This is a genomic window from Sphingobium naphthae, assembly GCF_043589935.1.
Lineage (GTDB): Bacteria > Pseudomonadota > Alphaproteobacteria > Sphingomonadales > Sphingomonadaceae > Sphingobium > Sphingobium naphthae_A.
In genome coordinates, this window is sequence record NZ_CP171454.1 from 864,525 (window position 1) to 877,059 (window position 12,535).

Here is a 12,535-nt window from a genome sequence, read left to right on the forward strand (position 1 = left end):
AAGCCCCTTAGCGGCAGTAGCGGCATTGGGCAAACGTCAAATCCTCCCCTTTTCAGGGGAGGAGTTACCGTTCCGACAGATAATAGCGGTCGGTGGCGGACAGGTCGTCGGCCAGCTCATAGACGATCGGCTGGCCGGTCGGGATTTCCAGGCCGGTAATCTCCTCGTCGGAAATGCCCGACAGATGCTTGACCAGCGCGCGCAGCGAATTGCCATGGGCGGAAATCAGCACGCGCTTGCCGGCCTTCAGATCCGGGGCGATGACGGTGTCCCAATAGGGCAGGACGCGCGCGATCGTGTCCTTCAGGGATTCGGTCGCGGGAATGGCGATGCCGGCATAGCGGCGGTCGGCCGACAGGTCGAACGCGCTGCCCGCCTCCATCGCCGGGGGCGGGATGTCGAAGCTGCGGCGCCAGATCTTCACCTGATCGTCGCCATGCTTTTCCGCCGTCTCGGCCTTGTTGAGGCCGGTGAGCCCGCCATAATGGCGCTCGTTGAGGCGCCAGTCCTTTTCGACCGGCAGCCACAGCCGCCCCATTTCCTCCAGCGCCAGGTTGAGCGTCTTGATCGCGCGGGTCTGGAGCGAAGTGTAGCACTGGTCGAAATCCAGGCCCTTCTCCGCCATCAGCCGCCCCGCCGCGCGCGCCTCTTCCACGCCCTTTTCGGTCACGTCCACGTCCCACCAGCCGGTGAAGCGATTTTCCAGATTCCAGGCCGACTGGCCATGGCGAATGAGGACGAGAGTGGGCATGGGCGCGTCTCCTGCACGATAGCGGCGAATGATGCCCACCCCATAACGGGCAAAATCGCGCGTGCAAGCTTGTCGCGGCCGCCGCATCCCCCACATTGCAGCGCGGGCATGGATGCGATAGCCCCCGATGGTCGACACACGCGCGTTTGAGCAGAAGGAGCAGCCGACTTGGCATTTGTGAAGGGCGCATGGCGCATCCTGGTCGCGATCAAGGACGGGCTCGTCCTTCTGTTCCTGTTGCTTTTCTTCGGGGCGCTCTATGCCGCGCTGTCCTATTCGCCCAAGCCGACAAAGTCGGTCAGCAGCGGCGCGCTGCTGCTGGACCTCGACGGCACGGTGGCGGAGCAGCCCGCCGAGATCAGCCCGACCGCCCTGCTGACCGGCTCCGCGCCCGAAGCGAAGGAATATCGCCTGTCCGACATCGTCGCCGCACTCGAAGCAGCGAAGGGCGACGCCAAGGTGAAGGCGGTCGTCCTCAACCTCGACGGGTTCCTGGGCGGCGGCCAGGTCGCGATGACGCGGATCGGCGCGGCGCTCGATGCGGTGCGCGCGGCGAAAAAGCCGGTTCTCGCCTATGCCACCCTCTATACCGACGACAGCTATCAACTCGCCGCCCATGCCAGCGAAGTGTGGAGCGATCCGCTGGGCGGCGTCGCGATCCTGGGTCGGGGCGGCTCCAACCTTTATTATAAGGGACTGATCGACAAGCTGGGCGTCAACACCCATGTCTATCGCGTCGGCACCTACAAGAGCTTCGTCGAGCCTTACACCCGCACCGAACAATCGCCCGAAGCGCGCCAGGCCAATCAGGCGCTGGCCGACGCCCTGTGGCAGAATTGGCAGGATGATGTGCAAAAGGCGCGGCCCCGCGCGCGGATCGCGGCCTATGCGGGCGATCCCGCCGCCGCCGCCCGCGCCGCCAATGGCGACATCGCCAAGGCCGCGCTCGCCGCCGGCCTGGTCGACAAGCTGGGCGACGAATCGGCCTTTGGCGAGCATGTGGCGGAGATTGCGGGCGACGCTGCGGGGGACAAGGCGGGCAGCTTCGCCGCCATCGACCTGCGCACTTATGTGAAGGCGCGCGCGCCCGCGAATGACGGGCAGATCGGCGTGCTGACGGTCGCGGGCGACATCGTCGATGGCGAAGCGGGCCCCGGCACCGCGGCCGGCGACACGATTTCGAACCTGCTGCTGACCGCGCTCGACCAGCGTGATCTGAAGGCGCTGGTCGTTCGGGTCGACTCGCCCGGCGGGTCGGTCATGGCTTCGGAAAAAATTCGCAGCGCCATCCTGCAGGCAAAGGAGGACGGCCTGCCGGTGGTCGTATCCATGGGCAATGTCGCGGCGAGCGGCGGCTATTGGGTCTCGACCCCGGGCGACGTCATCTTCGCCGAACCCGAAACCATCACCGGCTCGATCGGCGTGTTCGGCATCCTGCCCAGCTTCGAAGGGACGCTGGCGAAGATGGGAATCACCACCGATGGCGTGCGCACCACGCCACTGTCGGGCCAGCCCGATATCGCCGGCGGCACCACGCCCGAATTCGACCAGATCATGCAGCTGGGGGTCGAGGATATTTATCGCCGCTTCGTCGGCCTCGTCGCCCGCGCGCGCAACAAGACGCCGCAGCAGATCGACGCCATCGCCCAGGGCCGCGTCTGGGATGGCGGCACCGCGCGCCAGATCGGCCTGGTCGACCGCTTCGGCGGACTGGAGGACGCGATCGCCGAAGCCGCTCGCCGCGCCAAGCTCGATCCAGCCAAGGCCCGCGCCTATCGCATCGAAAAGGCGCCCGACCCCTGGGCCGAATGGCTCGAAGCGCTGGCCGAGCGCGAGAGCGACGACGCCACCGCCCCGCGCGACATGCTCGCGCGCCAGGCCTGGGCGCAGCGCGGCTGGGCGCTGCAGGCGGTGAGCGACGTGCGCGCGCTGGTATCCGGAGCGGGCGTGCGCGCCGACTGCCTCGAATGCCGCGGCTATGGCGCCCCGCGCCGGCCCCGCCCAGAGGACGCGGGGATGATGGCGACGCTGGCGGCGCTCTGGCGCTGACCGCCATGGCCGGAGGCGCGCCGTTCCCGCCGCCGCGCGCCGCCCGGGCGTCCTTCGCGGGCGTCGGTGGCGACGCAGCCCATCGGCTGCACGGCCGCAGGATAATGGCTTGCCTCGCGCGCGCGCCGGGCCTAGGGGGTGCGCCATCCGCACTTGCCGCGCCCGGCGCGCGCGGCCACGTTGGTTCCAGGGAGTTGAGCACGCCATGAAAGCCCGCATCTTCGTCACCCTCAAGGGCGGTGTCCTCGATCCGCAGGGCAAGGCGATCCATCACGCGCTCGAGGGCCTGGGCTTTGGCGGCGTCAACGACGTGCGCGCGGGCAAGCTGATCGAACTCGACCTGGCCGACGACACGAGCGACGAGGATATCGACGCCATGTGCCGCAAGCTGCTCGCCAACACGGTGATCGAAAATTACCGCATCGAAAAGGTGGCCTGACTCATGAAGAGCGCCGTCATCGTCTTTCCGGGCAGCAATTGCGACCGCGACCTGGCGGTGGCGTTCGAAACTGCGACCGGCAGCAAGCCCGCCATGATCTGGCACCGCGACACTGATCTGCCCGCCGACATCGACCTGATCGGCGTGCCCGGCGGCTTTTCCTATGGCGATTACCTGCGTTCAGGCGCGATGGCCGCGCGATCGCCCGTGATGCAGGCGGTGGCGCAGGCGGCAACGCGCGGCGCGTTCGTCCTGGGCGTCTGCAACGGATTCCAGGTGCTGACCGAAAGCGGCCTGCTCCCCGGCGCGCTGCTGCGCAATGCCGGCGGCCATTTCGTCTGCCGCGACGTGCCCCTGACCGTCGAGAACGCACAGAGCGCCTTCACCAGCCGCTATGACGCGGGCGAGACGATCCATTTCCCGGTCGCGCATCATGACGGCAATTATTTCGCCGACGACGCCACGCTCGACCGGCTGGAAGGCGAAGGCCGCGTCGCGCTGCGCTATGCCGAAAATATCAACGGTTCGGCCCGCAATATCGCCGGTATCCTCAATGATGGCGGCAATGTGCTGGGCATGATGCCCCACCCCGAACGCGTCATCGAACCCGCTCACGGCGCGACCGACGGCAAGCGCCTGTTTGACGGCCTGGTCGAAGGTTTGATGGCCCGCGCCTGAGCTAGCGTAAAAACCCGACGAAAAGCCCGTCGCGCGTCATCGCCCGGCGGGCTTCGTCTTTTCACAGTCTGTTACGGCTCCCTCGCCGATCCCGGCCGTTCGGGGGCATCCTCGCCGGCAGGATCATGGATGAAGCCTGCGAACCGAGGCGTCCCGGCAAAGCGGGCCGTCAGGCTCCGCGCGACCGCGCCTCACCCGCCGCGATGATAATCGTAATCGAACGCCCGGCCCTGCTGTTTGGTCAGGATCGCGCCGATGATGACCCCGCCCGCGCGGCGCAGGCGGTCGACCGCGGTGCGCAGGCCGCCATGATGGTTGCGGCCCCATTCGACCACCATCAGGTTCGCCTGCGCGCGGGCGCACAGCAGGGGCGTGTCGCCATGCCCCAGGATCGACGGCGCATCGATCAGGATCGTGTCATAGTCGTCGCGCACCGACGCCAGCAGCGCGTCGAGCGCCGGGGTCGCCAGCAATTCAGTCGGATTGGGCGGCACCGCGCCGCAAGGCAGCAGCGACACGCCCGGAACCCCGGTCGCGACCACCGCTTCGGCTGCGCTCGCCTGACCGGTCAGCACCTCGCTGATGCCGCGGCCCGGCGCGACGCGGAACAGCGCATGCTGCACCGGCCGGCGCATGTCGCCATCAATGACCAGCACCGTCTTGTCGAGCGCGGCGAGCGCGCGCGCCAGCGCGTTGAGCGTCAGCGACTTGCCCTCGCCCTCCTGCGCGCTGGTGACCAGGATGGAGCGCGGCAGGCCGCTGGTCGACGCCAGCAGCAAGGATCGCGCGATCGGGGCGAACACCTCCGATGGCTGCGGATTGTCGCCGGTCACCGGCACCGCGCCCAGCAGCGGCAGGTCCACTCGCTCGGCCAGCGTCTCGGCCGACGTCACCGCATCGTCGAAGACGTGGCGCGCGCCCACCAGCAGCAGCCCCAACGCCAGACCTCCGATCGCGGCCAGCAGCATCGTTTCCCCAACCTTGGGCGAGAAGGGCCGCGCCGGCGCGACGGCCCTGTCGAGCGGCTGGATGCGCCCGGCCTGGAAGCCCGCCTGCGACGCCATGTCGCGATAGCGCTGCAACAGGCTGTCGTGCAGCATGCGATAGGTTTCCACCGACCGCTCATACATGCCCATCTGCACGCTGCGGCCCCGCGCCGCCTGCGCGTCCTGCTCGACATCGGCGATCTCGTCGGCGATCTGCTTCTCGCCGCGCCGGGCGATGTCATATTCCTGCCGCAGCGACGCGCGAATGCGGCTCGCCATCTGCTGCGCCTGATCGTCCAGCGCCGCCAGCCGCGCCCGCGCCTCGCGCATTTCCGGGTGCGCGTCCTTGCGGAACTGCCGCTCCTCGACGAGCGCAGCGCGCGCCTGCGCCCGCTCCGCCATCAGCTGCTGCATCGCGCCGTTGCCCAGCACTTCGGGCAGCGTGTCTGCGCTCGCCGCGCGCGCGCTTTCCCACCGCTTCTGCGCCGCGATCCGTTCGGCCAGCGCCTGTGCGCGCAGCGCGTTGAGCTGCGCCAGCCGGCTGTCGATCGCCGCTTCCGACGGCTTGGCCGGCCCGCTGGCGTTGGCCGCGGCGCCGTCCCTGTCCGCGCCATCCTCCACCGGCACGCCGTTGCGCGCGGCATAGACCGCCAGCTCGCGCTCGGCCCGCTCCAGGTCGCGGCGCGCGCCGTCCAGCTCGCCCAGCAGGAAGCGGCGCGCCTGCACGCCCGACTGGAACCCGCGCTTCAGGTCCGACCGGATCAGGCTGTCGGCATAGCCATTGGCGATCCGCGCGGACAGCGCCGGGTCGGCGCTGACGAAGCTGATGCGGATCACGCGCGACTTGCCCGGCAGCTCCACCTCCAGTCTGTCGCGCAGCAGGGCGATGACTCGCTCCTGCTCGACCTGCCGCTGGCTCTGGCCGCCGCTCCCCTGCTTGGGCCGGCTGACGCCCATGCCGTCGAAGAAGGTGGGCGTGCCCACCAGCGCCAGGCTGCGCGCCACTTCCTCGGCCAGCGCGCGGCTGCGCAGCACTTCCAGCTGGGTCTGCATCGCGGTTTCGACATCGTCGTTGCTGGGGCGCGGCGGCGTCCCCGCGCCGGCCGCGCCGGCGGGCACATCCTCCACCTCCACCGACGCCGTCGCGCGATAATCGGGCGTCGACAGCAGGATGTAGAGCAAGGCCGCCAGCAGGCACAGCGCCATGGTGACGAACAGGATGACGCGGTGCCGCCGCAGCACCATCCAGTAATCGCGCGCGCCGCGCGTCAGCCGCGCGCCCACATCCTGGCGCTCCGGTCGATCCTGCCCCTGGGTCATCATACCGGCCATCAATTATCTCCGTCCAGCGCGATGAACCCGGCCGCCAGCGCCGGCACGGCGACCAGCGCGCCGCCCAGAATCGCCTTCGCCCGCGACAGGCCGACGATCAGCTGGTCGCCGGGCAGGATTTCCGGATCGGGCGCCGCGCCCTTGCGGATCGCGCCCAGGTCGAACATCGCCGCCTGGCGCTGCCCGTCCATGCGGCGCACCACCACCACCTGGTCGGTGGCGGCCAGCCGGGTCGGGCCCTTGGCCAGCGCCACCGCCTGCGACAGCGTCAGCCGCCCCTCGATCGGATAGAGGCCCGGTTCGCGCACTTCGCCGTCCAGCGTGATGCGGCGGCCCACCGCCGTCTTGACGAACAGGCTGACCTGCGGCGACACCAGATAGCGCTCGCCCAGCCGACCGGCGACAACGTCGGCCGCCTCGCTGGCGGACAGGCCCGCCACCGGCACCGCGCCAATCAGTGGCATGCGCACCATGCCCTGCGCATCGACCCGCGCATCCTCCAGCGACAGGTCGGGCTCATGATAGACCTGAATGCGCAGCACGTCGTCAGGGGCGATGCGATAGTCCAGCCCCACGGCCGGCGGCGGCGGCATGATGGCATAGGCCTGCTCGCCACGCGGCGCATCCTCGACCGTGGTGCAGGCGGCCAGCCCGCCCAGCAGCAGGACGGCCATCGTCCCTCGCGGCAGAAGCCGTCGCGTCATGCCTCATGTCCCCCGTTGGCGATTGCCCGGGCGCGCGCAAAAGCGCCCCTCTTGTCGGGGGTTAGCCGTGGGGCAGCAGGATGGCAACCGCCCGCGCGACGGGCCGCGCCGCTGCCGGTCAGACCGCGATGCGTCCCGCCGTCGCGGCGGGCTGGCGGCGCGGCTGGTCGGGCCAGATTCCCCGCGTGTCATAGACCGCCTTGTCGGCGCGCTCGTCGACGGGGACTGATTTGAACATGTCATGATCGACCAGAATGACGAACACGCCACATTGTTCCAGTGCCGTATCGAGATCGATCAGTTCGGCGCCCGTTCCCGCAAAGTCCATCGGCACCTCGCGCGCATAGGGTTCGACCAGCTTGATCCGCCGGCCATAGCGGCGGGCCAGGCGCGCGGCGACCTTCACCGCCGGGCTTTCGCGAAAGTCGTCGATATTCGCCTTGAACGCCAGGCCCAGGCACGCGACATCCTCGCCGGCGAAAGCGTCGATCAGGTCCGACGCCTTGGCGACGACATGATCGGTCTTGCCGTCATTCACCTCGCGCGCGGTGCGGATGATGCGCGCATTGTCGGGATCGCCATGGACGATGAACCAGGGATCGACCGCGATGCAATGGCCGCCCACGCCCGGCCCGGGATTGAGGATGTTGACGCGCGGATGCCGGTTGGCGAGGCGGATCACCTCCCACACGTCGATGTCCATATTCTCCGCGATCACCGACAATTCATTGGCGAAGGCGATATTGACGTCGCGGAAGCTGTTTTCGACCAGCTTCACCATCTCGGCCGCGCGCGCGGTGGTGGTGATGCAGGCGCCGCGCACGAACTGGCGATAGAAGCCCAGCGCCTTGCGCGCGCAGCGCGGCGTGATGCCGCCGATGCACCGATCATTGTCGATCAACTCGACCAGGATGCGCCCGGGCAGCACCCGCTCCGGGCAATAGGCGATGGCGACATCGCCCTGCGCGCCCAGGCCCGGCATTTTAAGGTCGGGGCGCAGCTGCGCGAAAATGTCGCGCATCGCTTCGGTCGTGCCGACCGGCGAGGTGGATTCCAGGATCACCGTGTCGCCCGCCTTCAGCACCGGCGCGACCGTGCGGGCGGCTTTGAGCACGTAGGAAATATCGGGCGCGCGATCCTCGGCCACCGGAGTCGGCACCGCGATGATGAACACGTCGCTTTCCTCGACCGCCAGGCTGGCGCGCAGATTGCCGCGCGCCACCACCCCCTGCACCAGCCCGTCCAGATCGACTTCCTCGATATGCACGCGGCCGGAATTGACCGTCTCGACCACATGCGCCGACACATCCACGCCCACCACCTGGCATCCCCCGCGCGCGATCAGCGCAGCCGTCGGCAGGCCGATATAGCCAAGGCCGATGACGGAAACCTTCTGCTGGGTATCGACGGGCATGAAGCGAATGGTCCCTTGGTCAACAACGTCTGATAGCCGCTTTTGGCCGACATTGCTGAAGATTTTGGTAATGCTGGCCGGTTCGCCCGCTCCCGCGCTGTCAGCCCTCGCGGCTCCTGGCCATCGGCCTTGCCGATCACCTGGCCGCGATCACCGCCGCGATCCGCTCCGCCGCCTTGCCGTCGCCGAACGGATTATGCGCCCGCGCCATCGCCTGGTAGGCGTCCTCATCATCCAGCAGCGCCAGCACTTCGCGCACGATCCGCGCGCGGTCCGCGCCGACCAGCCGGGCGGTGCCCGCCTCCACGCCTTCGGGCCGCTCGGTCGTCTCGCGCATCACCAGCACCGGCTTGCCGAGCGAAGGCGCTTCCTCCTGCACCCCGCCGCTGTCGGTCAGCACCAGGTGGCACATGTCGAGCAGCCGCACGAAATGCGGATAATCCAGCGGCTCGATCATCGCGACATTGGGTAGGTCGCCCAGCACCGCGTCCATCACCGGGCGGACATTGGGATTGGGGTGGACCGGGAACACCACCGCCACGTCCGGGCGCGCGGCGATGTCGGCGATGGCGCGCGCGATCGCCTCCATGCCGCCGCCGAAATTCTCGCGCCGGTGCGTCGTCACGGCGACGATCCGCTGGCCCGAAAAGCGCGTCGCGAGCGCATCGAGCCCACCCGCCAGCGCCGGATCGGCGCGCACTCGGTCGCGCGTCGCCAGCAGCGCGTCGATCACCGTGTTGCCGGTGACGTGAATGGAGGCCGGATCGCGATTTTCCTTGCGCAGCGCGTCAGCCGCCGCCTGCGTCGGCGCGAAATTCATGTCGGCGATGCAGGCGACGACGCGGCGGTTGACCTCCTCGGGCCAGGGATGATGAATGTCGCCGCTGCGCAGTCCCGCCTCGACATGGGCGACCGGGATCTTGCGATAATAGGCCGCCAGGCTCGCCACCATGGTCGTCAGCGTGTCGCCATGCACCACCACCCGGTCGGGCGTTTCGGCGTCGAACGCGCGGCCCAGCTCGACGATCAGCTTCGCGGTCAGCCCGTCCAGCGTCTGGTTGGGCACCATCACGTCCAGGTCGATGTCGGGCGCGATCCCGGCGATCGCCAGCACCTGGTCCAGCAGCCCGCGATGCTGGGCGGTGACGATCACGCGCGTCTCCACCCCGCTGCGCCGGCGCAGCGCATGCACCACCGGGAACATCTTGATCGCCTCGGGACGAGTCCCGAACACCATGGCCACCTTCACGCCTTACTCCCTCGCCATTCACCTGCGCCAGCCGCTCCGCCTGTCGCAGAAATTGGTATACAGCCGCTGAACATCTTGAGTATTCCCGCGCCGCGATGCGGCGCGACATTGATGATCCGGTCGCGCGCGCAAGGCAGCATTGGTGTTCGTGAAAGCAATTCAAGCCGATGGCGTTCCTGCGTGACGACAAAGCCGACGACCGCCTTCCCCGCCTGCGTCACTGGCTGGCGGCGGCGGCGATCCTGTTTGTCACCACCTTCGCCGTGCCGCTGTTCGCAGCGTTCCTCTGACGCTCAGGCCTTGATCTTCCAGCCGCGCCGCAGCAGCGCGTAGCACAGCCCGCCAAAGACCAGGTTCAGCCCCAGGAGCACCGCGCTGCCCATCATCACATTGGTGTCCGCGGCCGCGACGAAGCCGTAGCGAAAGCCCGAGATGATGTAGAAAAAGGGATTGGCGTGGCTGATCCCCTGGAAGAAGGCGGGCAGCCGGTCGATCGAATAGAAGGTGCCCGACAACAGCGCCAGCGGCCCGATCACGAAATTGGTGATCGCCGCGCCATGGTCGAACTTCTCCGCCCAGATCGACGTCAGCACGCCCAGGAAGGCGATGAAGCTCGTCCCCAGCAGGCCGAACCACAGCACCGCCCACAGATGCGCCGGGGTCACATGCACGCCCGGCCAGGCCGCCATCGCCAGCCACAGCGCGAAGCCCACGAACACCGCGCGCGTGACCGAAGACGCCGCCAGCGCGAACAACAGCTCGCCCACCGAAATGGGCGGCATCAGATAATCGACCAGCGTCCCCTGCACCTTACCCACCATCAGCGAGAAGCTCGCATTGGCGAAACAGGCGTTGATCATGCCCATGATGATGAGGCCAGGGGCAATGAAGTCGGCAAAGGCCACCGCTTCCCCGCGCAGCGACACGGTGCGCCCGCTGCCGCCCAGCGCGACGATGAAGATGATGAGGAACATCAGCGTCGTGATCGCCGGCGCCCACACGGTCTGCAACTGCACCTTCAGGAAGCGGCGCACTTCCTTGCGATAGAGCGCCCAGGTTCCCGCCCAGTTGACGTTCCGTATCTGCGGCACGCCCGGTTCGGCAAAGGGCGATTCGGCGGCAATTTTGGGCTGGTCGTTCATGGTCGGATCGACTATCGGCTGGTCCGTTGTGCTGCAAGGGGTCAAGTCCAGGGATTTGAACCTCAGGCGCGGGCTTCCCATATGGGGAGCGATCCGAAATCTGTAAGGAGTTTTTCATTGTCCTGGACTGACGAGCGCATCGACCAGCTCAAGGCGATGTGGGAACGCGGCCTCACCGCCAGCCAGATCGCCGACGAACTGGGCGGCGTCAGCCGCAATGCGGTGATCGGCAAGGCGCATCGCCTGGGCCTGCAGTCCCGCCCGTCGCCGGTGAAGGCGAACGAGACGCCCAAGCGCGCCGCCCCGGCGCGCAAGCCCGCGCCCGCCGCGGCCGAAGCCGAAACGCCTCGTGCCGCCGCCCCGGTCGCTGCGCCCCCGCCGCCGCTGCGTCCCGCCGCCGCTGCCGCGCCCGCCGCGCCGGCGGCAGCGCCCGCCGCGCCCGCAGCGGCAGCATCGGGCGATGCGCCCACGCCCGCGCCGCAGCCGCGCATCATCTCCGTGGGCCCAGGCGGCTTCCTGCGCCAGGGTCCGGGCGACCAGCAGGCGCCGATTCCACCCGCGCCGCCGCGCCGCCTGGTGCCGGCCAAGCCCAGCCCCGAAATCGCGGACAAGACCAGCCTGCTCGACCTGACCGAGCGGATTTGCAAATGGCCCATGGGGCATCCGGGCGAACCGGACTTCCATTTCTGCGGCGAAGCGGTCAATCCCGGCTTCCCCTATTGCGTCGAACATTGCGGCCGGGCCTATCAGGCGCAGCTGCCGCGCGGCACTCGCCGCCCGCCGCCGCCCATGCCCTTCGGCGGCCCGCGCGTGCGCTGAACGCCGCCTGCTCATCCTCCCAATGAAAATGGGCCGGCTCCTTGAAGGAACCGGCCCATTTTTCGCCTGGAAAAGGCGCGTCGGATCAGAAGCGGAAGCTGCTCGTCACCATCACGCTTTGCGTGTCGAACTTGTCGCCGCGATTGATGCTGGTGCCGCCCGACGGCGTGATCAGGAAGGGATTGGTCGCCGGTGCGCTGCCCGCACCCACATCGACGCGATAGTCGTCGACATTGTAGCGCGTCCACAGATAGCGCGCGCCGATCGAGAAATTGTCCGCCACCTTGGCCTCGATGCCGCCGCCCATGGTCCAGCCCCAGCCATCCTCGCTGCGGTTCTCCTCCGTGAAGCTGTTGGCGCCATTGCTGGTGTTGAAATTATTCTTCACCTTCGCATAGGCGAGGCCGCCGGTGATATAGGGCATCACGCCGCCCGGCGTGGTGTAGCCCAGCCGCGCGCGCAGATTGCCGTTCCAGTCGATCTTGCGGCGCATCGTGTAGAAGGCCGGGGTGGTGGAAAATTCCGTGACCTTGTCGTCGACATAGGCCTTGCCCGCTTCCGCAACGACGCCCGCGACGAAGCTGCCGAACTGCATGTCATAGCCGACATGGCCCATCCAGCCGATGGCGTCCTTGTCGGCGTTGCAGCCCGATGCCGGGGTGCGTCCCCGCGCCGCGCCGCCGCAGGTGCCGGGCGAAAAGGCGTTGGCGCCGGTCGTGGTCGTCACCGCGTCGTCAAAGCTGCCATCGCCATCGGTGTCGAAACGCAGATGCTCCGCATTGTCGCTCTTCTGCCAGTTATAGCCGAAGGAGCCGCCGACATAGGGGCCGGTCCAGTCTACCGCGCCGCCATTATCCTGCGCCGTGGCCGGCATTGCCAGGCCAAGCGCCATCATCGCGCCGAAGGGCGCCAGGATGCTGTTCTTCATCAATTTTCTCCTCGCCTGGGGCATAGTTGGCCCATCGGGAGCCC

12 protein-coding genes are annotated in these 12,535 nt (G+C 68.3%); 5 read left to right on the forward strand and 7 right to left on the reverse strand.

From position 1 onward, the window contains the following. Positions 1 to 64: 64 nt before the first annotated feature. Positions 65 to 751, reverse strand: a complete 687-nt coding sequence (gpmA, locus tag ACGGKE_RS04295; RefSeq protein WP_317515456.1) for a 2,3-diphosphoglycerate-dependent phosphoglycerate mutase — start codon at positions 749 to 751, stop codon at positions 65 to 67. A 168-nt stretch (positions 752 to 919) separates the two neighbouring features. Here gpmA and sppA point away from each other — a divergent pair, with 168 nt between their 5' ends. The 3 genes from sppA to purQ all read left to right on the forward strand — a co-directional run bounded on the left by sppA (position 920) and on the right by purQ (position 3,917). Further along, on the forward strand, positions 920 to 2,800 hold the full coding sequence (sppA, locus tag ACGGKE_RS04300) for a signal peptide peptidase SppA (protein WP_394440336.1): 1,881 nt from the start codon (positions 920 to 922) through the stop codon (positions 2,798 to 2,800). 205 nt (positions 2,801 to 3,005) lie between these two features. Then, positions 3,006 to 3,239: a phosphoribosylformylglycinamidine synthase subunit PurS gene (purS, locus tag ACGGKE_RS04305; protein WP_228166746.1), complete on the forward strand. Its 234-nt coding sequence runs from the start codon at positions 3,006 to 3,008 to the stop codon at positions 3,237 to 3,239. Between the two features lie 3 nt (positions 3,240 to 3,242). Continuing rightward, positions 3,243 to 3,917 carry a phosphoribosylformylglycinamidine synthase subunit PurQ gene (purQ, locus tag ACGGKE_RS04310; RefSeq protein ID WP_394440338.1) on the forward strand — a complete coding sequence of 225 codons (675 nt, stop codon included), beginning with the start codon at positions 3,243 to 3,245 and terminating at the stop codon, positions 3,915 to 3,917. 191 nt (positions 3,918 to 4,108) lie between these two features. Here the strand turns inward: purQ and ACGGKE_RS04315 are convergent, their stop codons facing one another. The 4 genes from ACGGKE_RS04315 to wecB form a co-directional block, all read right to left on the reverse strand. Further along, the gene (locus tag ACGGKE_RS04315; protein WP_394441725.1) at positions 4,109 to 6,148 is read right to left on the reverse strand and encodes a GumC family protein; all 2,040 of its coding nucleotides are present in this window, start codon (positions 6,146 to 6,148) and stop codon (positions 4,109 to 4,111) included. Between the two features lie 86 nt (positions 6,149 to 6,234). Continuing rightward, on the reverse strand, positions 6,235 to 6,939 hold the full coding sequence (locus ACGGKE_RS04320; protein ID WP_228166743.1) for a polysaccharide biosynthesis/export family protein: 705 nt from the start codon (positions 6,937 to 6,939) through the stop codon (positions 6,235 to 6,237). Between the two features lie 118 nt (positions 6,940 to 7,057). Then, positions 7,058 to 8,353: a UDP-N-acetyl-D-mannosamine dehydrogenase gene (wecC, locus tag ACGGKE_RS04325; protein ID WP_394440341.1), complete on the reverse strand. Its 1,296-nt coding sequence runs from the start codon at positions 8,351 to 8,353 to the stop codon at positions 7,058 to 7,060. 136 nt (positions 8,354 to 8,489) lie between these two features. After that, positions 8,490 to 9,602 carry a non-hydrolyzing UDP-N-acetylglucosamine 2-epimerase gene (gene wecB, locus ACGGKE_RS04330; protein ID WP_394440343.1) on the reverse strand — a complete coding sequence of 371 codons (1,113 nt, stop codon included), beginning with the start codon at positions 9,600 to 9,602 and terminating at the stop codon, positions 8,490 to 8,492. A 167-nt stretch (positions 9,603 to 9,769) separates the two neighbouring features. Here wecB and ACGGKE_RS04335 point away from each other — a divergent pair, with 167 nt between their 5' ends. After that, complete coding sequence (locus ACGGKE_RS04335; RefSeq protein WP_394440345.1) at positions 9,770 to 9,892, forward strand: hypothetical protein; 123 nt, start codon at positions 9,770 to 9,772, stop codon at positions 9,890 to 9,892. 3 nt (positions 9,893 to 9,895) lie between these two features. Here the strand turns inward: ACGGKE_RS04335 and ACGGKE_RS04340 are convergent, their stop codons facing one another. Next, positions 9,896 to 10,744, reverse strand: a complete 849-nt coding sequence (locus ACGGKE_RS04340) for an ABC transporter permease (RefSeq protein ID WP_228166739.1) — start codon at positions 10,742 to 10,744, stop codon at positions 9,896 to 9,898. Positions 10,745 to 10,861: 117 nt separating this feature from the next. Between ACGGKE_RS04340 and ACGGKE_RS04345 the strand changes: the two genes are divergently transcribed. Beyond that, positions 10,862 to 11,563 carry a GcrA family cell cycle regulator gene (locus ACGGKE_RS04345; protein ID WP_394440347.1) on the forward strand — a complete coding sequence of 234 codons (702 nt, stop codon included), beginning with the start codon at positions 10,862 to 10,864 and terminating at the stop codon, positions 11,561 to 11,563. Positions 11,564 to 11,648: 85 nt separating this feature from the next. Here the strand turns inward: ACGGKE_RS04345 and ACGGKE_RS04350 are convergent, their stop codons facing one another. Next, entirely contained in the window at positions 11,649 to 12,491 is an 843-nt protein-coding gene (locus ACGGKE_RS04350; protein WP_394440349.1) for an outer membrane protein, read from the reverse strand. Between the last annotated feature and the right edge of the window lie 44 nt (positions 12,492 to 12,535).